At 67.3% G+C, this 18,700-nt stretch carries 22 protein-coding genes and 1 tRNA gene; 8 read left to right on the forward strand and 15 right to left on the reverse strand.

Annotated features, from left to right (window positions below; genetic code table 11):
• From AB4Z32_RS17800 to AB4Z32_RS17815, 4 genes are all read right to left on the reverse strand, one after another.
• Positions 1 to 786, reverse strand: coding sequence for a substrate-binding periplasmic protein (locus AB4Z32_RS17800; protein ID WP_442123194.1), 786 nt, complete (start codon positions 784 to 786; stop codon positions 1 to 3).
• A 19-nt stretch (positions 787 to 805) separates the two neighbouring features.
• Positions 806 to 1,765, reverse strand: coding sequence for a Ppx/GppA phosphatase family protein (locus AB4Z32_RS17805; RefSeq protein WP_442123195.1), 960 nt, complete (start codon positions 1,763 to 1,765; stop codon positions 806 to 808).
• 78 nt (positions 1,766 to 1,843) lie between these two features.
• Positions 1,844 to 3,016, reverse strand: a complete 1,173-nt coding sequence (locus AB4Z32_RS17810) for a GGDEF domain-containing protein (RefSeq protein WP_442123196.1) — start codon at positions 3,014 to 3,016, stop codon at positions 1,844 to 1,846.
• 7 nt (positions 3,017 to 3,023) lie between these two features.
• Positions 3,024 to 3,299 (reverse strand): hypothetical protein, encoded by a 276-nt coding sequence (locus AB4Z32_RS17815; RefSeq protein WP_442123197.1) that lies wholly within the window; start codon positions 3,297 to 3,299, stop codon positions 3,024 to 3,026.
• A 99-nt stretch (positions 3,300 to 3,398) separates the two neighbouring features.
• On the opposite strand from AB4Z32_RS17815, the gene AB4Z32_RS17820 reads away from it, so the two are divergent.
• The 3 genes from AB4Z32_RS17820 (at position 3,399) to AB4Z32_RS17830 (ending at position 7,467) form a co-directional block, all read left to right on the forward strand.
• On the forward strand, positions 3,399 to 4,127 hold the full coding sequence (locus tag AB4Z32_RS17820; protein WP_442123198.1) for a methyltransferase domain-containing protein: 729 nt from the start codon (positions 3,399 to 3,401) through the stop codon (positions 4,125 to 4,127).
• A 120-nt stretch (positions 4,128 to 4,247) separates the two neighbouring features.
• Positions 4,248 to 7,091, forward strand: a complete 2,844-nt coding sequence (locus tag AB4Z32_RS17825; RefSeq protein ID WP_442123199.1) for a bifunctional diguanylate cyclase/phosphodiesterase — start codon at positions 4,248 to 4,250, stop codon at positions 7,089 to 7,091.
• A 160-nt stretch (positions 7,092 to 7,251) separates the two neighbouring features.
• Positions 7,252 to 7,467: a hypothetical protein gene (locus AB4Z32_RS17830; RefSeq protein WP_442123200.1), complete on the forward strand. Its 216-nt coding sequence runs from the start codon at positions 7,252 to 7,254 to the stop codon at positions 7,465 to 7,467.
• Positions 7,468 to 7,490: 23 nt separating this feature from the next.
• Here the strand turns inward: AB4Z32_RS17830 and AB4Z32_RS17835 are convergent, their stop codons facing one another.
• Together AB4Z32_RS17835 and AB4Z32_RS17840 are read right to left on the reverse strand one after the other, a co-directional pair.
• A complete protein-coding gene (locus AB4Z32_RS17835; RefSeq protein WP_442123201.1) occupies positions 7,491 to 7,862 on the reverse strand; it encodes a hypothetical protein in 372 nt (123 codons plus the stop codon).
• A gap of 70 nt (positions 7,863 to 7,932) precedes the next feature.
• The gene (locus AB4Z32_RS17840; RefSeq protein ID WP_442123202.1) at positions 7,933 to 8,070 is read right to left on the reverse strand and encodes a hypothetical protein; all 138 of its coding nucleotides are present in this window, start codon (positions 8,068 to 8,070) and stop codon (positions 7,933 to 7,935) included.
• 195 nt (positions 8,071 to 8,265) lie between these two features.
• Between AB4Z32_RS17840 and AB4Z32_RS17845 the strand changes: the two genes are divergently transcribed.
• Complete coding sequence (locus AB4Z32_RS17845) at positions 8,266 to 8,469, forward strand: hypothetical protein (protein WP_442123203.1); 204 nt, start codon at positions 8,266 to 8,268, stop codon at positions 8,467 to 8,469.
• Here the strand turns inward: AB4Z32_RS17845 and AB4Z32_RS17850 are convergent.
• Together AB4Z32_RS17850 and AB4Z32_RS17855 are read right to left on the reverse strand one after the other, a co-directional pair.
• Entirely contained in the window at positions 8,442 to 8,678 is a 237-nt protein-coding gene (locus tag AB4Z32_RS17850; RefSeq protein WP_442123204.1) for a hypothetical protein, read from the reverse strand. The genes AB4Z32_RS17845 and AB4Z32_RS17850 overlap by 28 nt on opposite strands.
• On the reverse strand, positions 8,675 to 8,857 hold the full coding sequence (locus AB4Z32_RS17855; RefSeq protein WP_442123205.1) for a hypothetical protein: 183 nt from the start codon (positions 8,855 to 8,857) through the stop codon (positions 8,675 to 8,677). Before AB4Z32_RS17855 ends, AB4Z32_RS17850 begins: the two co-directional genes overlap by 4 nt.
• Positions 8,858 to 8,998: 141 nt before the next feature.
• Here AB4Z32_RS17855 and AB4Z32_RS17860 point away from each other — a divergent pair, with 141 nt between their 5' ends.
• Positions 8,999 to 9,889: an alpha/beta hydrolase family protein gene (locus tag AB4Z32_RS17860; protein WP_442123206.1), complete on the forward strand. Its 891-nt coding sequence runs from the start codon at positions 8,999 to 9,001 to the stop codon at positions 9,887 to 9,889.
• Here the strand turns inward: AB4Z32_RS17860 and AB4Z32_RS17865 are convergent.
• Positions 9,886 to 10,188, reverse strand: coding sequence for a 2Fe-2S iron-sulfur cluster-binding protein (locus AB4Z32_RS17865; RefSeq protein ID WP_442123207.1), 303 nt, complete (start codon positions 10,186 to 10,188; stop codon positions 9,886 to 9,888). The genes AB4Z32_RS17860 and AB4Z32_RS17865 overlap by 4 nt on opposite strands.
• A 127-nt stretch (positions 10,189 to 10,315) precedes the next feature.
• Between AB4Z32_RS17865 and AB4Z32_RS17870 the strand changes: the two genes are divergently transcribed.
• Together AB4Z32_RS17870 and AB4Z32_RS17875 are read left to right on the forward strand one after the other, a co-directional pair.
• Positions 10,316 to 11,500 carry a L,D-transpeptidase family protein gene (locus AB4Z32_RS17870; protein ID WP_442123208.1) on the forward strand — a complete coding sequence of 395 codons (1,185 nt, stop codon included), beginning with the start codon at positions 10,316 to 10,318 and terminating at the stop codon, positions 11,498 to 11,500.
• A gap of 54 nt (positions 11,501 to 11,554) precedes the next feature.
• Positions 11,555 to 12,259: a M23 family metallopeptidase gene (locus tag AB4Z32_RS17875; protein ID WP_442123209.1), complete on the forward strand. Its 705-nt coding sequence runs from the start codon at positions 11,555 to 11,557 to the stop codon at positions 12,257 to 12,259.
• 12 nt (positions 12,260 to 12,271) lie between these two features.
• Here the strand turns inward: AB4Z32_RS17875 and AB4Z32_RS17880 are convergent, their stop codons facing one another.
• From AB4Z32_RS17880 to AB4Z32_RS17900, 5 genes are all read right to left on the reverse strand, one after another.
• Positions 12,272 to 14,059: a M4 family metallopeptidase gene (locus AB4Z32_RS17880; protein WP_442123210.1), complete on the reverse strand. Its 1,788-nt coding sequence runs from the start codon at positions 14,057 to 14,059 to the stop codon at positions 12,272 to 12,274.
• 211 nt (positions 14,060 to 14,270) lie between these two features.
• Positions 14,271 to 14,846 (reverse strand): hypothetical protein, encoded by a 576-nt coding sequence (locus AB4Z32_RS17885; protein WP_442123211.1) that lies wholly within the window; start codon positions 14,844 to 14,846, stop codon positions 14,271 to 14,273.
• Between the two features lie 9 nt (positions 14,847 to 14,855).
• Positions 14,856 to 16,040: a zinc-dependent alcohol dehydrogenase gene (locus AB4Z32_RS17890; protein WP_442123212.1), complete on the reverse strand. Its 1,185-nt coding sequence runs from the start codon at positions 16,038 to 16,040 to the stop codon at positions 14,856 to 14,858.
• Positions 16,041 to 16,263: 223 nt separating this feature from the next.
• Positions 16,264 to 17,130, reverse strand: coding sequence for a KPN_02809 family neutral zinc metallopeptidase (gene ypfJ, locus AB4Z32_RS17895; RefSeq protein ID WP_442123213.1), 867 nt, complete (start codon positions 17,128 to 17,130; stop codon positions 16,264 to 16,266).
• 15 nt (positions 17,131 to 17,145) lie between these two features.
• Positions 17,146 to 17,331 (reverse strand): hypothetical protein, encoded by a 186-nt coding sequence (locus AB4Z32_RS17900; protein WP_442123214.1) that lies wholly within the window; start codon positions 17,329 to 17,331, stop codon positions 17,146 to 17,148.
• A 191-nt stretch (positions 17,332 to 17,522) separates the two neighbouring features.
• Between AB4Z32_RS17900 and AB4Z32_RS17905 the strand changes: the two genes are divergently transcribed.
• On the forward strand, positions 17,523 to 18,491 hold the full coding sequence (locus AB4Z32_RS17905; RefSeq protein WP_442123215.1) for a methyltransferase: 969 nt from the start codon (positions 17,523 to 17,525) through the stop codon (positions 18,489 to 18,491).
• A 62-nt stretch (positions 18,492 to 18,553) separates the two neighbouring features.
• Here AB4Z32_RS17905 and AB4Z32_RS17910 read toward each other — a convergent pair.
• Positions 18,554 to 18,643 (reverse strand) — tRNA-Ser (locus AB4Z32_RS17910).
• Positions 18,644 to 18,700: the final 57 nt, after the last annotated feature.

Raw genomic sequence — 18,700 nt, forward strand, 5'->3', positions numbered from 1 at the left:
TCACCTTCCGGATTGCGGGACGATGCTCAGCTCGCGCTCGCGCTTGCGGTAGGCCGGGCTGTTGCGGACCTCGGCGACGGCCTTCCAGATCCGCTCCGCGAGCGCCGGCTGGCGCGCCACGAAATCGTGCGACAGCATCAGGTAATACGGTTTCTCGACCAGCGGCACCGGCCTCACCTCGAGCTGTTCGGCCATCGGGCCGCGCACCAGGCGCACCGCATCGGCGCCGCCCAGCGCCGCCGCATGGATGCGGCCGGAGACCAGCTTCTGCAGCAGTTCGTCGGCACGCTGGCTGCCCTCGTCCACCTGCACGCCCTGGGCGCGCAGGAAGTCGCCCACCGAATAGCCGAGCTGGAAGCCGATCCGCCCGTCGAGGTTCTGGAAGCTTTTGCCGTCCCAGTCGACGCGGCTGCCCTTGCGCCGCACCAGCAGGTAGCGGTCGACATGCATGCGGCGTTCCGTGTCGGCCTGTTGCCCGCCCGGATAGGCGCCCAGTGCCAGCCGCTCCTGCGAGAAGCTGACGGCGAAGGCGCCGCCGACCTGGTTGGCCTTGAGCTGGGCCAGGCAACGCTTCCACGGCATGCTCTGGTAATCGAATTCGACCCCGGTGCGGCGCGCCACCTCGTTCAGCAGTTCGAAGTTCAGGCCGCCGCCGTCGAGGGTCCGCCAGGGCAGTACTTCCTGGCGCTCGAAGCAGAGCGGAATGCCTGGCTTGCCCGCAGCCGCGGCCGGGCCGCCGGCCAGCAGGCTGGAAACGAGGAAGCCGATGGTGAACGAACGCTGCATGGCGGTGGTCGGATTTAACTCAGGCCGCCTGCACCTGCCGCTGCCGGTGCAGCTCATGCAGCAGCCCGCAGCGCAGGCCGGCATCGGTTTCCAGCAGCGACCGGATCTCCAGCTCCTCCATCAGCGCCAGCAGGATCGCCAGCGCGGCGGCGACGTCGCGCAGCAGCAGGCGGCCAAGTCCGGCCAGCGGGCGTCCGCCGCCGGCATGCTCGAGCACCCGTGCGCCGAGCTGTTCGAGGTCGGCGCGGCTGACACCGTCGGCGCCGGCCGGCGCGCCGCCGTGCGTGCCGTTTTCGCGCGCCAGCCGGGCCAGGGTGCGGACCGTGCCGGAGGCGCCGTACACGCAGTCGCGCGTGCCGGGTGCGTAGTCGGCGGCATGGTCGGCCATGCGCACGCGTGCCGAGGCCACCGCGGCCGCGAAGGACACGGCGTCGATGCGGCCGTTGCCGAAGAAAGTCAGGGCCTGGCGCACCGTGCCCAGCGCCACCGAGCCGGCGCGCCGCACGCGCATGCCCTGCCCCAGCGCGAACTGGGTCGAGCCGCCGCCGATGCCCAGCACCAGCGTGCGTGCGCCGGCGGGGGCGGCGCCGGCCACGCCCATCCAGGTGAGGATGGCTTCTTCCTCGCCGGACAGGACCCGCACTTCATGGCCGAGGGCCTGCTGGGCCGCGGGCAGGAACAGATGGGCGTTGCGCGCCATCCGCAAGGTGGAGGTGGCGACCGCGCGTACGGCTTCCAGCGGGCGGGCGCGCAGGCGCTCGCGCAGGCGCGCCACGCACTCGAGGGCGTCGCGCATCGCCTCCTGGCTCAGGCAGCCGCTGGCATCGAGGCCGGCGGCCAGGCGCAGCGGCACGTGCTCGCTCTCCAGTTCCAGCGGGACGCCGTCGCGGTAGCTGGCCACCAGCAGGCGGAAACTGTCGGAACCGAGCACCAGGGCGGCATAGCTTGGCGCGGATGGGTCGGGATAATGGTCGTTCATGGCTGCTCCGGCGAATTGTTCGGCGAGACGATAGCGGGCCCGGATGACGGTTCGATGACAGGCCCGGTCCGCATCGCCTCAGACCTCGGCGGGAACGGCGGGCGCCGGCGGCGCCAGCTTGACGCGGTTGCGTCCCGCCGCCTTGGCGGTGCGCAGGGCTTCGTCGGCGCGCGCGAGCAGGGTCACGCTGCTGTCGTCCGCGCGGATCGTGGTCACGCCGAAGCTCGCGCTCAGGGTGACCATCGCACGCTCGGTCTTGACCGGGGTGGCGGCGATCGCGGCGCGCATGCGCTCGGCGACCATGGCGGCGTCCTGCTCGCTGGTGCGCGGCAGCAGGATCGCGAATTCGACGCCGACCAGGCGCGCCAGCTGGTCGCTGTCGCGCAGCTGGCGCTTGCAGACTTCGAGCAGGCTGCGCAGGACGACGTCGCCGGCCGGGTGGCCGTAGCTGTCGTTGACGCGCTTGAACTGGTCGAAGTCGAACAGCACCAGCGCGGTCGGGGCGCCGGGCCGGCGCGCCAGCGACATCCACGGCGCCAGCACCTGGAAGAAGCCGCGCCGGTTGGTGACGTCCGTCAGGGGGTCGACCACTTCCAGGCGCGCCAGCTGGTCCTCCAGGCTTTCGCGGCCCAGCAGCAGCCAGCCGAAGCCGCCCATCAGCATCAGCAGGTACAGCGCCGCCGAGTAGAGCTGGCGCAGCAGCTCGTTGCTCATCCAGCCCCAGCCGGACGGCGCCAGCAGCACCAGGGCGCCGCGCATGCCCACCACCAGGGCCAGCAGCGCGGTCGCCAGCGCCAGGAAGCGGCGCAGCATCGAGGCCCCGGCCCAGCCGCGCGCCAGGGCGGCGGCGGCCGACAGATAAAAGGCGCCGAGGATCAGCGAGGATGCCAGCGCACGCAGGCCGATCTCGTCGATCCAGTAGCACAACAGGAAGACCACCAGCGCCAGCCCCAGCGCCGGGGTGGTGATGCTGCGCCAGCGCCGTCCGCCGGCGCGTTCCCACAGCGCCCCCGCTTCCCAGGCCACGCCGGCGATCACCAGGGCGTAGGCTACCGGCAAGGCCAGCCGCTCGGGCACCACGTTGGCGCCGCCGATCGTCAGCAGCAGCCAGCCGGCCGCCTGCATCTGGCGCGACCAGCCCCAGGTCGACAGGGCCGCCGGACGGCCATTTTTATGTTCGAAGAAAAACAGTGCGGCGCAGATGGCCAGGTTGCCGAGGGCCAGGGCGAGGACGATGGTGGTCGAATCCATGGCCGCCTCAGATCTCGTGGACCACGGCGGTGGTGCCGTCGCCGACCTTGCTGGCCCAGGCTCGCGCCCAGTACTGCATCTGGGTTTCGCTCGGGGCTTCGTGCCAGAACACGATCAGGGTGCCCTTGTGGTCGTGCAGCTGGTTCAGCTTCTCGACGAAGCCGCCGTCGCCATCCACGTCGGCCAGCGCCATCGCGTAGCCATAGACACGGTCGAGCCGCTCGATACGGTCGGGCTCGGTCTGGCTGTTGGTGGCGGTGATGGTGGGATGGTCCAGGAACATGAGGTCTCCGTGAGGCTGCGGCGGCCAGCTTATCAGAAACTTATCCACTGCAACAAGCCGGACCGGACTCGCCGCGATCCGCATCGTATACTGCCGGCCATGCCGAATCATTCGAAGCCGCTGGTCCGCACCGAGGGCGACCGCCGCACACTGGAGTTCACGCCGGGCGACATCCAGAGCGCGATGCGGCTGTCGCGCCCGCACGCGCTGGTGCTCTCCTATGCGCGCGCCATGATGTGCTTTCCGCTGTTCGTGCCCCACCCCGGCCACATCCTGATGGTCGGCCTGGGCGGCGGATCGATGGCCACGTACTGCCGGCGCCGGTTTCCGGACTGCCGCATCACCGTGCTCGAGCTGAGCGCCGACGTGATCGCCCTGCGCGAGCACTTCCTGGTGCCGCCCGACGACGAGCGCTTCAGCGTGATCCATGCCGATGCCGCCGAATGGATGGCCGCCGCGGCCCGCGCCGACGACGCGATCGCCGACGTGATCGTGGTCGACGGCTTCGACGCCGCCGGGCTGCCGCCGGCCCTGTCCAGCCGCCGCTTCTACGAGGATTGCCGGCGCCTCCTGCGGCCGGACGGGGTGCTGGTGGCAAATGTCTTCAGCTACGACCCGCGCCGCGCCGACGTGCTGGGCGCCCTGGACCGGGCCTTCGACGACCGCACCTGCCGGCTCGACAAGGTGGCCGGCAACAACCACATCCTGTTCGCCGCCGCCGGCGACGCTGGACACGCGGCGCGTGTGCTGCGGCGCCCGCCATTATTGAACCGTCTATGCATACGCCTCAACCTTATTCGGATGGCATGGCGCAGTGTTTTGGGCTAGCCACACCTGGGTCCGCTACTTGCTTCTAAGAGACAATTTGTTTGCGGAAACAAGCCTTTCTGTGACAAACTTGGCCCGCCCACATGCCTTTGAGCAAGTAATTTCACTATAGGACTTTGGATGCCGCGTCGACGACTGCAGCTTTCGCTTACGCTTGCGGCGGCCCTCACGCTTGGGGGCGGCCTCGTCACGACCGCCGTGCTGACGGCAGCGGTCAACCAGCTCGAGATCGACAACCGGACCCTCGCCTTCGAACAGGGCGCGACCGTGCGCGTGGCCGCCCTGCGCCAGGGCATGGACGAGGCGGTCGAAGTCCTGAACGTCACCAACCAGCTGTTCGCCACCGTGCAGCCGGTGACGCGCTCGCAGTTCCGCGATTTCACCAGTCCGCTGCTGCTGCGTAATCCCTACATCAAGGCCTTCAACTTCCACCGCGCGGTCGAGGACAGCGAACGCGCCGCCTTCGAAGCCGAGCTGCAGCGGGTGCGCCCCGGCACCGTCCTGCACGAGATGCAGGACGGCCGCCTGGTGCCGGCGCCGCGCCGGCCGCGCTACAACGTGGTCGACTACCTCGAGCCGATGCAAGGCAACGAGCCGGCCTTCGGCCTGAACGTGGGCGTGAACAATGAAGTGGCGCGGGCCCTGGCGCGCGCCCATGCCAGCGGACACGCGGCCGCCACCGGCCTGCTGAACCTGGCCCAGGACCCGGGCGGCAGGCCCAGCTTCGAGGTGGTGATGCCGGTCTACGGCCCGGCCGGCCGCCTGCTGGGCGACACCGCCGCCGTGCTCGACGTCCAGACCCTGGCGCGCTCCACCCTGGCGCGCGCCGGCCTGCTGGAAGACCGCAGCATGCTGCTCAAGCTCTATATCGGCGCCCGCTCCCTCCCCGCCGCGATGGTCTACGCCAACCACGACGAACGCGAGGCCGCCGCGCCCGAGCTGCCGCCGATGCGCTGGCTGGCGCGCGCCGGTGCGCGCTCGCTCGACCATTTCGTGGCCGCCGGCCAGACCTGGACCGTGGAAGCCGCCGCCGCGCCCAAGCCCTACCTGGCCGACCACCTGGCCTCGTCGCTGCTGCTGGCCGGCGGGCTGCTGTCCACCCTGCTGCTGACCGCTTTCGTGCAGGCCGCCGGCCAGCGCGCGCGCAAGGTGCAGGAACTGGTGCGCGAGCGCACCGCCGACCTCAAACTGACCAACCAGCGCCTGATCGACGACGTACTGGCCCGCAAGCGCACCGAAAAGGCGCTGCAGGAAAGCGAGCAGCGCTTCCGCCAGCTGGTGGCCATGTCCTCCGACTGGTACTGGGAACAGGACGAGCAGCTGCGCTTCGTCGCCATGACCGGCCACTTCACGGAAAAATCCGGCATCGCCGTCGAGCGCCTCCTGGGCAAGACGCGCTGGGAATTCGTGTCCGGCATGGCGGACAACGAATCGGGACGCGAACACTTGGCCGCCATCCAGGCGCGCGAACCCTTCAAGAACCTGGAATACCGCGCCCTCGACGACAACGGCGAGGAGCGCTGGTTCTGCGTCAGCGGCCAGCCGATGTTCGACGACAACGGCCGCTTCACGGGCTACCGCGGCACCGGCAGCGACATCACGGCGCGCAAGATCACCGAGCAGCGCGTGCACCACGTGGCCCAGCACGACGTGCTGACCGGCCTGCCGAACCGTTCGCTGCTGCAGGACCGCCTGGGCCAGGCGGTGGCCTATGCGACCCGCAGCGGCCATCCGGTGTGGGTGATGCTGATCGACCTGGACCGCTTCAAGTTCGTCAACGACAGCATGGGCCACAAGGCCGGCGACGTGCTCCTGATGACGGTGGCGGCGCGACTGCGCGGCTCGCTGCGCGACACCGACACCGTGGCCCGCCTGTCGGGCGACGAATTCGTGGTGATCCTGTCGCAGCACGAAGACCAGCCGCTGACCAGCGACATCGTGCAGCGGGTGATGGATTCGGTGGCCCAGCCGGTCATGCTGGGGCCGAAGGAATTCTTCGTCACCTGCAGCATCGGGGTGGCGGCCTATCCGAGCGACGGTACCTCGGCCGAGAACCTGATCGAGCACGCCGACATCGCGATGTACCGCGCCAAGAAGCTGGGCCGCAACAACTTCCAGTTCTATACGCCGGCGATGAACGAGGAATCGCTGGAGCGGGTGCGCATCGAGAGCGCGCTGCGCAATGCGCTGGAGCGTAACGAATTCGTGCTGCACTACCAGCCGCAGGTGGACCTGAAGACCGGTCAGATCGTCGGCATGGAGGCCTTGATCCGCTGGAAGCATCCGGAGCTGGGCATGGTGCCGCCCTCGCGCTTCGTCGGCGTGGCCGAGGACACCGGCCTGATCGTGCCGATCGGCGCCTGGGTGATGCGCACCGCGGCCGCCCAGAACAAGATCTGGCACGACGCGGGCCTGGGCAAGCTGAGGGTGGCGGTGAACCTGTCGGCGCGCCAGTTCAGCGCGACCGACCTGGTGCCGGGCATCGAACAGGTGCTGATCGATACCGGACTCGATCCCGCCTGCCTGGAGCTGGAGCTGACCGAAAGCCTGTTCATGAGCGACGTCACGCCGGCGGTGGAGCTGCTGCACCGCATGAAGGCGCTGGGCGTGAAGCTCTCGATCGACGATTTCGGCACCGGCTACTCGAGCTTCTCCTACCTGTCGCGCTTCCCGATCGACGTGCTGAAGATCGACCGCTCCTTCGTGAACGACATCAGCCACGATGCCAACGATGCCGCGATCGTCGCCTCCATCATCGCGCTGGCGCACAACCTGCGCCTGTCGGTGATCGCCGAGGGAGTGGAGACGGCCGAGCAGCTCGACTACCTGCGCCACCAGGGCTGCGACGAAATGCAGGGGTATTACTTCTCGCGTCCGCTGCCGGCCCACGAATTCGAACAACTGCTGCGCCAGCGCCGCGGCCTGGCGGCCTTCGACGATGAGCCGCAAGCCGCGGTGGCTTGACGATTACATCACAATTGCATCGTTCTGCATGAACAAAGGCCGCTAAGGCCTTGTATTCTTTGTTTTATCTGAAATTTTTTGTGGCAGAAATAATATCGTTCCCATACAATAGTAGTGAACGTTTGGCAATAATGCCGTGCGCATAATAACGAGGGATGATATGAACTACGAGACTGGCGGACTGGGCGCCATCGAGAGCGTGGCCGACCGGAGGCCGCGTACCGACATGCGTACCCGCGACCTGGTCAACCAGGCGGTAGCATCGATCCCGACCCTGGGCCTGCAGCGCGCCGCCGAATTCCTGGCGGCGATGAACGTGCCGGCCGAAATCGCGGTGCGCACCCTGGTGTATCCGCACCGCCGCCGTTCGAACTGATTTCGCCGCGCTTATTTGCGTGCTTATTTGCGTGGATCCTGGGCGCTGATGTCGGCCAAAGATTCGCGGCCGCGTTCGGTGAGTTCGTAGCCGCCGCCTTCCAGTGCGGCGATGTGCGACTTGCGGCTCAGGAACTGCACCACATCCTCATCCAGTGCGCTCGCCGGATCCTGCTGCAGCGCGCGCAGCGCTTCGATACAGCGCTTCAGAAATAGCACTTCCTGCCCCTTCGGGCTCAAGGAAAGGCTGCCGTTCTTCCCATACTGCACCAGTTTCAGGCCGGACAGGCGTTTGGCGTTGCGGCCGACGCAGGCATTCACCCGGTCGTTGCGGGCACCGCGCCGGATGAATTCGAGGGCGTCGTATTCGTCGCCCGTCAGTTTCTCATTCTTCATTCAGACTTTCATTGGGAGCAAAGGTCGCCATGGTAAGGCGGCCCGGGTTCTCCCGCAACTTCCGCTTGATTTACCTGAGCACGCACACGGCCGTCCACACCAGGCCGGCCCCGGCCAGCGCGCCCAGCGCCAGCGCCGCCTGCATGCGTCGCGAGCCCAGCAGCGAGCTTCTTCCGAGATAGATCTTGTTGTATAAGGTGCTGCCCATGCTGTCCTCCCCGAGAGTGCTTGACCGATGGACCATTATAGAAAGTTTCCTTGAGGCACTATGTGCGCCCGCATACATAGTGTCGATTTTGTATCGATAAAGCAACACGCCGTGGGCGCCTATCGAGCGCCGGAGGGTGCGGCTGGCTGCTAGGATCATCTCAACGCGACAACCCGCCAACACAAGGAGAGCACCATGAACACTTCCATCCCCAAGCCGGACCCAGCCGCAAAAGGGCCGCCGATGATGCACGAAGGCGACATCGGCAGCGGCGAGATCACGCCGGGCCAGCACGAAACCAATGAGATGATCAAGGAGATCCCGCCGCTGCCGCAGCGCGGCAGCCGGCAGGATACCGGCGACGCCGGCAATCAGCAGGGCAAGCCGGGCAAGCCCTGATACCGGGCGCCCTTGCCGGCCTTGATCGGCGGCTGGGGCATCCCGGGTTCTTCGACCGGCGCGCGGGACGGCGCCGGCACGTCGTCAGGATCCGGACTCGGCTGCGGAGGCGGCTGGTCCGGGTCGGTCGGATCCGGCGTGGTGTGGGCGCGCAGGGCCGGCATCAGCTCGCGTTCCACAATGCTAGCTACCGGAATCGCTCCCATCATCGCGATTCCTTTTGCTTCGCGCCGCCGCCGGCGCCCTTCCCTTTACCGGCCTTGACGGTGGTTTTCTCGTTATGGCTGCTCTTGTCCGGATTCACGCCGGCACGGCGCTTGGCCAGATCCTCTTCCGAATCGTTGGCCGACTGCTTGTTCTGGTTGCCGCTGGATTTCGATTGGGTCATAGCAATTCTCCTCGAGTGAACACGTGATGAACGGTTGACGTTTTCGCGCAGCCTAGCACGTTGGAACGGGGCCGGCTTTCAATCGTGCGCGGTGTTGGTATGATGGCGTTCTTGCCGTTTTTACACTGGATGATCGCTCCCATGCTGCGCCTGCTCCCCGCCGCCTTCGCCCTCGTCTGCGCCGCCGCCGGCGCCGCGCCGCCAAAACCGATGACCCTGGCCGACTACATGGCCCTGAAGGGGCCGGTTCCCAACGCCACCTTCGCCTACGGCAGCGCGCCTTCGCAGTACGCGGAACTCTACGTGCCGGGCGGCCCCGGTCCCTTCCCGGTGGCGGTGCTGGTGCACGGCGGCTGCTGGACCAAGGAATTCGGCGGCGTCATTCAGCTGCGCAACCTGGCGGCGGCGCTGGCCGAGCGCGGCATCGCTTCCTGGAACGTCGAATACCGCCGCGTCGACGAGGCCGGCGGCGGCTATCCGGGCACCTACCAGGACATGAACGCGGCCCTGGCCATGCTGGCCCAGCAGGCGCGCCGCTATCCGCTCGACCTGAACCGCCTGGTCGCGGTCGGCCACTCGGCCGGCGGCCAGCTGGTGCAATGGATGGCGGGCCGGCCGCGCATCCCGGACACCAGCCCGCTCTACCAGCCCGATCCGCTGCCAGTGAAGAAGGTGGTGAGCCTGGGCGGCCTGGCCGACCTGCGCCGCGAGCAGGCCCTGATCAAGTCCAGCTGCGACCGCGAGATCGGCCAGCTGACCGGCGCGCCCAGCGACAAGCGCCCCGACGTCTTCGCCGACACGAATGCCGGCGACCTGCTACCCAACGGCAGCCGCACCATCCTCGTGACGGGCGAGCTGGACCGCATCTCGCCGCCGCGCGTGGCGAAGGACTTCGCCGCCCGCGCCCGCGCCGCCGGCGACGCCGCCGAGGTCGTGATCCTGCCCGGCGCCAGTCACTACGACGAGGTCGCGGCCAGCTCGCATTCCTGGCCGCTGGTGCTGCGGGCGATCGAGTCGGCCCTGGCCCGCTAGTCCACCTGAGCGTTCAGGCGTTTCGCCAGGCGCTGCTCGACTTCCACGTCGCCCACCGGCACGGCGACGCAGGGCAGGATGTAGCCTTCCCTCTTCTCGTCGAAAGACAGGCCCGGCCACTCGACCAGGTAGCGCACGCTGCCGCTCGCCAGGCGGCAGATGCAGGTGCGGCAGGTGCCGTTGCGGCAGGAGCTCGGCAAGTCGATGCCGGCCTGTTCGGCGGCGTGCAGGATGGTCGTGTCCGCCGGTGCGGGGACGGTCCAGCCGGCGGGCTGGAAGGTGATCGTGGCGTCGCTCATGATGCTGCCGATTGTACCTGTCCGGATGCCGGCTTACTCAGCCGGACGATGAGTTCGTTTGCGCACAGACCCTTGCCCGGGGCGGCACTACGCTGAGGTTTCCATATGCAAGTAATGCAGGAAGCCAATGAAATACTTTACTGCCCCCGCCCTGGCCGTTCTCCTTGGCAGCGTCTGCGCTGCCGCCGGTGCCCAGCAGGCCTATCTCGTCAAGAACAAGCAGCCGGCGCAGCCGACCGTGCAGTCGCGCGTCGCCGCCGCCTCGGCCGCCAACGCCCAGACCGCCGCCGCCGCGCGTGCGCAGACCAGCGCCGTGGAAGCCGCTTCGACGCCAGCCCAGACACCTGCGTCCACACAAGCGCCCGCGCAAACGCCAGCGCCCATGCCCGCCCAGACGCCCGATCAGGCATCGGCGCCGCAAGCCGCTGTCAGCGCCACCGAAGGCGCGACGCCGGCCGGCGTCGCCACCAAATTCGACCGCCGCCTGCGCGCCCAGGTCCTGCTCGACCGTGCCCACTTCTCGCCGGGCGAGATCGACGGCGCCTTCGGCTCCAACATGAAACAGGCGCTGTCCGGCTTCCAGAAGGCGCGCGGCCTGCCGGTGACGGGCAAGCTCGACGACGCCACCTGGCAAGCCCTGAACGCCGACAACGCGCCCACCTTGGTCGCCTACACGCTGGCCGACGCCGACGTCGCCGGCCCCTTCCGCCCCGTCCCCGAGGACATGATGGAAAAGGCCAAGCTGCCCACCCTTGGCTACGCCACCGTGCAGGAAGGCCTGGGCGAGAAATTCCACGCCAGCCCGGCCCTGATCGAGAAGCTCAACAAGGGCAAGAACCTCAGCCGCGCTGGCGAAGAGATCATGGTGCCGAATGTGATGGGCACCCCGACCCTGCCGCCGGCGGCCCGCGTCGTGGTCTCGCGCGAGGCCCACATCCTGACCCTGGAAGACGCTAGCGGCCGCCCGATCGCCCAATATCCGGCCTCGACCGGCAGCGAGCACGACCCGCTCCCGATCGGCAACTGGAAGATCGACGGCGTGGCGCGCAACCCGACCTACAACTACAACCCCAAGCTGTTCTGGGACGCCAAGCCCGGCGACGCCAAGGCGAAGATCGCGGCCGGCCCCAACAATCCGGTCGGTGTGGCCTGGATCGACCTGTCGATTCCCCACTACGGCATCCACGGCACGCCGGTGCCCGGCCTGGTCGGCAAGACCGAGTCGCACGGCTGCATCCGCCTGACGAACTGGAGCGCGGCCGAGGTCGCCGGACTGGTGCAGAAGGGAACGGAAGTCGTATTAACGGAGTAAATACTTAACGGAATCAGTATCACAACGAAAAATACCAACAACAAGGAGATCGCGATGAGATGGCTGTTGACCTTCCTGCTCGGCGTGGTGGTGGGCGCGGGCGGCCTGTTTGCCTGGCTGCGCCAGGTGCCGCATGAAGCGCCGGCGACGACGCAGGCGCAAGCCCAGGTGAACACGGGCTCCCTGCCCGCCCCGGCCGGGCCGGACATCGAGAGCAAGCTGCCGCCGGCGCCCAAGGTCACGCCCGACCTCACCGAACTCGATTTGCCGCTGCGTCCCTCGGTCACGGCACTGCCGGCCGATACCGGCGTCCCGTCTGCGCCCGCCCCCTCCGGCAAGCTGATGGTGCCGGTCGAGGGCATGAGCCTGGCCAGCATCAAGGACAACTTCGACCAGCCACGCGGCACCGAGCGCCACCACGAAGCGCTCGACATCATGGCGCCCAAGGGCACGAAGGTGCTGGCCACGGCCGACGGCAAGATCGCCAAGCTGTTCACCAGCAAGCCGGGCGGCCTGACCGTCTACGAGTTCGATCCCACCGAAAAATACGCCTACTACTACGCCCATTTGGACCGCTATGCCGAGGGCCTGAAGGAAGGCATGGACGTCAAGCGCGGCGACCTGATCGGCTATGTGGGCAGCACCGGCAATGCGGATCCGAACGCGCCCCACCTGCACTTTGCCGTGTTCGAGCTGACGCCCGAGAAGCAGTGGTGGAAAGGGACCCCGGTGAATCCCTATCCGCTGCTGGGCGAGTGAACACAGGCCTGCTTACTCGTCCACGTCCGCCCCAACATTGATCGCCGCATAGGCCCGCTGGACGGCGATGGCCTCGCGGCTGCCCTTGCCGTACAACTCCTCGGCCGACTCGATCATCCTGGTGCGCGCATCGGCGTAATTGGTGCTCGAGGTGAACTTGGTGGTGTTGGCCTTGAACCAGATCCGGTAGGCCTTGTCGAGGCCGATGCCGGTCATCGCCGCCGGATTCTTGACCAGGTATTTGCTGTAGTAGTCGCTGGCCTTGTCCGCGTTCGAGCCTTGCGACAGGAAGTAGAACATGCGGTTGTTCGGGCCGCTGCTGTAGTGCACATCGATGCGCCTGAGCGAGGTGCTCCAGGCATCCGGGCTGCTGCCGTCCTTGCTCGGCTTGTACATCCAGCGCAGCGGCGTGCCGTTCTTGCTGATCTCCTTGCCCAGTACCCAGTCGTTGCCCTCGCTTGGTATCGTGTCGCCCTTGCCGCCGGCGCGCGCATAGGCTTCGACCATTTCGCCGTTGATGTCGGAGGCCGATTCGTTCAGGCCGCCCGATTCGCCCGAGTAGATCAGGTTCGAGGTGGCGGCGGTGACGCCGTGGCCCATCTCGTGGCCGATCACGTCGATCGAGCCGAGGCTGTAGAAGCTGGAGCCGTCGCCGATGAACATGCAGCGGCAGGTGTCGCTGTAGTAGGCGTTGTCGTAGGCGGTGTTGACGTGGGCCGCGATGTAGGTGGCCGTATTGTGGCCGTCCAGCGACTGCCAGCCGAAGACGTTCTTCAGCGTGTCGTAGGTGTTCATCAGGCCCCACATGGCGTTCACCGCCGCGGTCTGGCCGTTGGCGTCCGTGGTCGACCCGCCGCGAATGTAGTTCTTGCCGTCGCCCCAGGTATTGCTGTCGTTGACGTAGACATTGCCGGCCTTGGAGGTGTTGTTGGCGTTGGTGATCGCCATCGCGCCGAACATGCCGCCGGTGCCGCGCGTATCGTCGATCATCTTGTACTTGCCATCGACCAGGGTGGTGTTGATCGGCACCTCGCCGTTGTACTGGCTCTTGCCGACACCGGTCACCGTCTGCAGCATGCTCCACTGGTCGAGGATGCTGCCGTCGCGCGCGCTGACCACGGTGTCGTGGTAGACCGGCTTCTCGCCGACGTGCATGCGGGTGTGGACCAGGTAGGCCAGCTCGTAGTGGTCGACGACGTCCTCGACGTCGAGGGCGTTCAGCTCATACTCCGGCTTGTCGCGCGCGGCGGCGGTGCGCTCGGTGCGCAGCACCGGGTAGATGATCAGTTCGGCGCTCGGCGGCGCCACGTGGCTGGCGTTGGCGCCGAGCGAGCCGAGGGCGGCGTCGATCGCTTGTCTGGACGAGATCGCCGGCACCACGCTGAAGTCGCTGCCGGGACCGCCGGTGGCGGCGCCCGGGGCGCTCTTGCCGAGACCGGCACGGCGTTCGGAGGCCGACTCGGACTGGATCTTCCCGTTCGGACCGAGCACCACCACCGACTCCGAGCCGAAGATGGGCACGCCCTTCCAGGTGTGGGCGACGCGCGCGACCTGGGTGCCCTGCATGCCGGGATGCTGGCCCAGCACCGCGAAGCCATGGCGCGCGTCCAGGCCGCGCTGGGCCCGGCGCGCCTCGAGCTGGGCGACGATGCCGGCGCTGGCCTGCGGCGTGACCTTGACCGGCGCGCTCATCATCGTCAGGGGAAGCGGCGCCGCCGCCAGCGGCAGGCAGGCCAGGCAGACCAGACAGGAAGCGGCGCCGATCGACGCCGCCAGCAGTTTGCGGGAAGGGTGTTTCATCTCGCCTCCATTCGGTTGGACAGCCGTAAGCAAGCTCTGCTTTGGGCACCATCAGAGTGTGGACGAGCTTCCGTTCAAGGATTTGCTCGAACGCAAAAAGCCCCACGGCGCGCGGGAAGCGCCGTGGGGCGTATCGTGGGACGGTACTTTTGGTACTTGACCGTCGCCCCCGCTTTCGCGGGGATGACGGAGACTCAGCGCAGCCGGTGTTTCAGCGATCCCGACGCCGCATCAGGTACACCGCCGTACCGACAACGGCAGTGGCAATCGCCGCCTTCTTCACCAGGCCAGCCTTGTTGTGCTGCCATTCGGACTTGATGCCCATCTCGGCCAGCACGTTCGGCACCTTGCCCTTGGCCAGGTCTTCGCCGACACCTTCGACCACGTTGACGCGGTCGGCGGCCAGCAGGATCAGCCAGTGGCGCATGTCGTTCTCGGACCAGCGGAAGGCCAGGCGGCGCAGCATGCCGGACAGGCCCTTCGGCGGCTGGGCGGTGCCGAAGATCGGGGTGATGCCGGGACGCTCGGTCGAGACCAGGATCTCGACGTTTTCCGGCTGCTGCGTCAGCTTTCCCTCATGGGCGTGGATGAAGCGCGGCGGGGTGCGCTCCATCGGCACCGCCGGACGGTTCTTGCGGTCCAGGTCGGCGCCCCAGCCGTGGATGTGGGACAGCTGTTCGCGGGTCGGCCGCTGCGGCACCATCGGGTAGTCGTTCTGGTGCTCGTCGGCGTGGCCGCGGTGGTGGTGCTGGTGCGAATGCGGATCGACTTGATCGGAAGTTTGCATGGGGGCTCCTTAATGCAGTGCGCTGGCCTGAACGGCGCGGACCTCGTGGGCGCGCGGCGGGATCAGGACGGTCTTGATGCAGTCGTCGAGCTTGCTCGAAAAGATGTGGTAGGCATCCGCCACCTCTTCCAGCGGCACCCGGTGGGTGATGATATCTTTCGGGCTCAGGCGGCCTTCACGGATGTGCTCGATCAGGCGCGGCAGGTGGCGCTTCACGCTGGCCTGGTTGGCGCGGATCGTCAGGCCCTTGTTCAGGACATTGCCCATCGGGACCATGTTGAAGGTCGGGCCATACACGCCGACGATCGAGACATTGCCGCCCTTGCGCACCGAGTTGATGGCCCAGTGCAGCACGGTCGAGGAACCGGCCTGCATCTTCATCAGGCGGCCGGTCAGGGTCTGGGCGATCGAGCCGGCGGCGTCGCCGCCCACGCAGTCGATACAGACGTCGGCGCCCATCCAGTCCGTCATCTTCTTGATGTGCTCGGCCATGTCGTTGACTTCGCGGAAGTTCACCACTTCGCACTGGGCCCAGCGCTTGGCGAATTCGAGGCGGTACTCGAGCTCGTCGACCACGATCACGCGCCCCGCCCCCATCAGCCAGGACGACTTGGCGGCCAGCAGGCCGATCGGACCGGCGCCGAAGATGACCACGGTGTCGCCTTCGCTGATGTCGCCCATCTCGGCGGCCTGGTAGCCGGTCGGCGTGACGTCGGTCAGCAGCACGGCGTCGTCGTCGTGGATGTCGTCCGGGATCAGCATCGGGCCGACGTCGGCCATCGGCACGCGCACGTACTCGGCCTGGCCGCCGTCGTAGCCGCCGGCGGTGTGCGAGTAACCGTAGATGGCGCCGACCGCGGTGGCTTCCGGATTCGTGTTGTGGCAGTTGCCGAACAATTCATGCTGGCAGTAGAAGCAGGAGCCGCAGAACAGGTTGAACGGCACCATCACGCGGTCACCGGGTTTCAGTGTCTGCACTTCCGAACCGACGTCCTCGACCACGCCGATGAACTCGTGGCCGAAGGTATGGCCGACGCGGGTATCGGGCACCATGCCATGGTACAGGTGCAGGTCGGAACCGCAGATGCAGGTACGCGTCACGCGCACGATGGCGTCGCCAGGATGCTCGATCATGGGATCGGGCTTGTGGTCGGCACGGACGCGATATGGCCCCCGGTAATTCATTGCCAGCATATGTCCTCCTCGGGATTGGTTGACGGCCCACAGCTCAGGAATGGGCACTTGGACACGAAGTTATGTCAAAACGCCAAGGAAGGCGATACGCGCACGGAAACGAACACGGGTTTCTGGACAACTTTTTTGCGTCAGTTAGTTCTTTGTTTTTAAAAGGAACTATATTTAATTCCAATAGAAAACGGCCGCACTTGGCGGCCGTGGCGCTGCTGCAAAGCCGGCGTCAGAGTTGACGAGCGTCGAAGGTATTACATTGATTGACCGAGCCGGTCTCCAACCCGCGCTTGAACCAGCGCACCCGCTGCGCCGAGGTGCCGTGGGTGAAGGAATCCGGCACCACCTCGCCGCGCGACTGGCGCTGCAGGGCGTCGTCGCCGATCGCGGTGGCGGCGGCCAGGGCCGATTCGACGTCGCCCTGCTCGATGATCTGCTTGGCTTCGTTGGTGTGGTAGGCCCACACGCCGGCGAAGCAGTCGGCCTGCAGCTCGACCCGCACCGACAGCGCGTTCGCCTCGGTCTCGGACAGGCGCTGGCGCATGCCGTCGACCTTGCCCGAGATGCCCAGCAGGTTCTGCACGTGGTGGCCGACCTCGTGCGCGATCACGTAGGCCTGGGTGAATTCGCCGCCCACGTGGAAGCGCTGCTGCATCATGCGGAAAAAGGTCAGGTCGATGTAGACCTTGCGGTCCGCCGGGCAGTAGAAGGGACCGACCGCGGCCTGGCCGGTGCCGCAGCCGCCGGTCGGCGTGCGCTCGTCGTACAGGACCAGCACCGGCGGCGTGTAGGTGGCGCCGTTGGCCTTGAAGATCTGGGTCCAGGTGGTTTCAGTGTAGCGCAGCACGGTGCGGACGAACTGGGTCTCGCGGTCGGTGGCGGGCGGATGGGACGGCGCCTGCTGCACCTGCGCGGGCGAGCCGCCGCCGGACAGCAGGCTCAGGATGGTGCCCGGCGACACCCCGAAGAACCAGGAACCGAGCAGCGCGATGACGATCGTGCCGATCCCTACCGTGCCGCCGCCGATGCCGAAACCGCCGCCGCCGCCGCGGCGGTCTTCTACATTACTGCTCTGTTCATCGCCTTCCCAACGCATATCGTTCTCCTTGCTTTACTTTCCGATGGGCCGCCTCTGGCCCACCACGCCCGCCTGTTCGCGGACATCCTTGTTCCGGAATTCCTCGTCGACCGCCAGCCCGGCACGCCGCTCGTCGTGCAGATGGCGCTCATGGCGCTCGCGTTCGACTTCGCGCTCGATGCGGTCGCGGGTGGAGACATTCGGCAGTTTCGTACTCATGGCTATCCTTGGTGAAGTAGGCCGGTGCCATCGCCCAGCCCGTTGCCGCAGTATGCGCGGAGGTACCGGCCGGGTATGTACGAGCCTTCACATAGTGCATCGGGTTTTCCCTGGTTCAGGATTTTAGCCGATGACGCCACTATGTACGCTAACGCACGGAGACCCGTGTGCGCCGACGCCATGCTGGCGCAATGACCTTGCATCTGCGCGCCCCTTCCGCCCTCGTCGCCCTCGGCCGCCAGCTGCGCGACCGGGATTACCGCTTCGTCACCGTCACCCCGGCCACCCAGAGGCGCGTCAACCGCCGCGCGGAGAACGCCTGGGCCCACGACCTGCGCGGCGTGCTCGGCTGGAGCCGTCCCTGGCGGCCGGGCGCCGTGCCGGACGAGATCGAATCCCGGCTGGTCGAGGCCGGGCTGTGCGAGCAGATCGAAAAGGACGGCGAGCCCGGCCGGCGCGCGCGAGTGCGCGCCTCGACCATCGGCCGCCAGCTGTACTTCCATTCCGCCTGGCCGACCGACGACGAGGACGCCGTCTTCTTCGGTCCCGACACCTACCGCTACGTGGCCGCGCTGCGGCGTTCGCTGTCGTCAAGCCTGCTGCGGCGTCCGGTGCGCCGCGCGGTCGACGTCGGCTGCGGGGCCGGTCCCGGCGCCATCGAGCTGGCCTTGTGCTGCCCCGACGCCACCGTCTACGGCACCGACATCAACGACGACGCGCTGACCCTCACCGCCGTCAACGCCGAGCTGAACGGCGCCGCAAAGCTCATCCCCTGCCGCAGCAACCTGCTGGACGGCGTCGACGGCCACTTCGACGTCGTGATGTCGAACCCGCCCTACATCCTCGACGCCGACGAACTGCCCTACCGCCACGGCGGCGGCGAGCATGGCGCCGAACTGTCGATCCAGATCGTGAAGACCGGCCTGGCGCGCCTGCATCCGGGCGGCAGCCTGCTGCTCTACACCGGCGTCGCGATCGTGGACGGCGAGGACCGCTTCCTGTCCGCGATCCGTCCGCTGCTGGAGGCGTCCTGCGAGGAGTGGCGCTATGAGGAGCTGGATCCGGACATCTTTGGCGGGCAGCTGGAATGCGATGGGTATGAGCGGGTGGAGCGGATTGCGGCTGTGTGGCTGCATGCGATGCTCAGGACGGCAGCTTGACGAGACTGCTTCCCGGCATGCAGGAATGAAAAAAGGCTCCCCGAAGGAAGCCTTTTTCGTTCTGGCGGAGAGGGTGGGATTCGAACCCACGGTACGGTCACCCGTACGCCTGATTTCGAGTCAGGTACATTCGACCACTCTGCCACCTCTCCTGGTAACCGGTCGCTGTATTCGCGAGAGCACGCATTATAGGGGGTGCTTGGGTTTCT

Source organism: Massilia sp. 2TAF26, from assembly GCF_052115005.1.
In the GTDB taxonomy this organism is placed as follows: Bacteria; Pseudomonadota; Gammaproteobacteria; order Burkholderiales; family Burkholderiaceae_D; genus Telluria.

Excerpts from the sequence above, each read along its gene's own strand:
- AB4Z32_RS17820 (WP_442123198.1), top strand. The coding sequence starts at position 3,399 with ATGCCGAATCATTCGAAGCCGCTGGTCCGCACCGAGGGCGACCGCCGC.
- AB4Z32_RS17905 (WP_442123215.1), top strand. The coding sequence starts at position 17,523 with ATGACCTTGCATCTGCGCGCCCCTTCCGCCCTCGTCGCCCTCGGCCGC.
- AB4Z32_RS17840 (WP_442123202.1), bottom strand. The coding sequence starts at position 8,070 with ATGGGCAGCACCTTATACAACAAGATCTATCTCGGAAGAAGCTCGCTG.
- AB4Z32_RS17875 (WP_442123209.1), top strand. The coding sequence starts at position 11,555 with ATGAGATGGCTGTTGACCTTCCTGCTCGGCGTGGTGGTGGGCGCGGGC.
- AB4Z32_RS17805 (WP_442123195.1), bottom strand. The coding sequence starts at position 1,765 with ATGAACGACCATTATCCCGACCCATCCGCGCCAAGCTATGCCGCCCTG.
- AB4Z32_RS17885 (WP_442123211.1), bottom strand. The coding sequence starts at position 14,846 with ATGCAAACTTCCGATCAAGTCGATCCGCATTCGCACCAGCACCACCAC.
- AB4Z32_RS17855 (WP_442123205.1), bottom strand. The coding sequence starts at position 8,857 with ATGACCCAATCGAAATCCAGCGGCAACCAGAACAAGCAGTCGGCCAAC.
- AB4Z32_RS17810 (WP_442123196.1), bottom strand. The coding sequence starts at position 3,016 with ATGGATTCGACCACCATCGTCCTCGCCCTGGCCCTCGGCAACCTGGCC.
- AB4Z32_RS17835 (WP_442123201.1), bottom strand. The coding sequence starts at position 7,862 with ATGAAGAATGAGAAACTGACGGGCGACGAATACGACGCCCTCGAATTC.
- AB4Z32_RS17850 (WP_442123204.1), bottom strand. The coding sequence starts at position 8,678 with ATGATGGGAGCGATTCCGGTAGCTAGCATTGTGGAACGCGAGCTGATG.
- AB4Z32_RS17830 (WP_442123200.1), top strand. The coding sequence starts at position 7,252 with ATGAACTACGAGACTGGCGGACTGGGCGCCATCGAGAGCGTGGCCGAC.
- AB4Z32_RS17845 (WP_442123203.1), top strand. The coding sequence starts at position 8,266 with ATGAACACTTCCATCCCCAAGCCGGACCCAGCCGCAAAAGGGCCGCCG.
- AB4Z32_RS17890 (WP_442123212.1), bottom strand. The coding sequence starts at position 16,040 with ATGCTGGCAATGAATTACCGGGGGCCATATCGCGTCCGTGCCGACCAC.
- AB4Z32_RS17825 (WP_442123199.1), top strand. The coding sequence starts at position 4,248 with ATGCCGCGTCGACGACTGCAGCTTTCGCTTACGCTTGCGGCGGCCCTC.
- AB4Z32_RS17860 (WP_442123206.1), top strand. The coding sequence starts at position 8,999 with ATGCTGCGCCTGCTCCCCGCCGCCTTCGCCCTCGTCTGCGCCGCCGCC.
- AB4Z32_RS17900 (WP_442123214.1), bottom strand. The coding sequence starts at position 17,331 with ATGAGTACGAAACTGCCGAATGTCTCCACCCGCGACCGCATCGAGCGC.
- AB4Z32_RS17815 (WP_442123197.1), bottom strand. The coding sequence starts at position 3,299 with ATGTTCCTGGACCATCCCACCATCACCGCCACCAACAGCCAGACCGAG.
- AB4Z32_RS17880 (WP_442123210.1), bottom strand. The coding sequence starts at position 14,059 with ATGAAACACCCTTCCCGCAAACTGCTGGCGGCGTCGATCGGCGCCGCT.
- AB4Z32_RS17800 (WP_442123194.1), bottom strand. The coding sequence starts at position 786 with ATGCAGCGTTCGTTCACCATCGGCTTCCTCGTTTCCAGCCTGCTGGCC.
- AB4Z32_RS17865 (WP_442123207.1), bottom strand. The coding sequence starts at position 10,188 with ATGAGCGACGCCACGATCACCTTCCAGCCCGCCGGCTGGACCGTCCCC.
- AB4Z32_RS17870 (WP_442123208.1), top strand. The coding sequence starts at position 10,316 with ATGAAATACTTTACTGCCCCCGCCCTGGCCGTTCTCCTTGGCAGCGTC.
- ypfJ (WP_442123213.1), bottom strand. The coding sequence starts at position 17,130 with ATGCGTTGGGAAGGCGATGAACAGAGCAGTAATGTAGAAGACCGCCGC.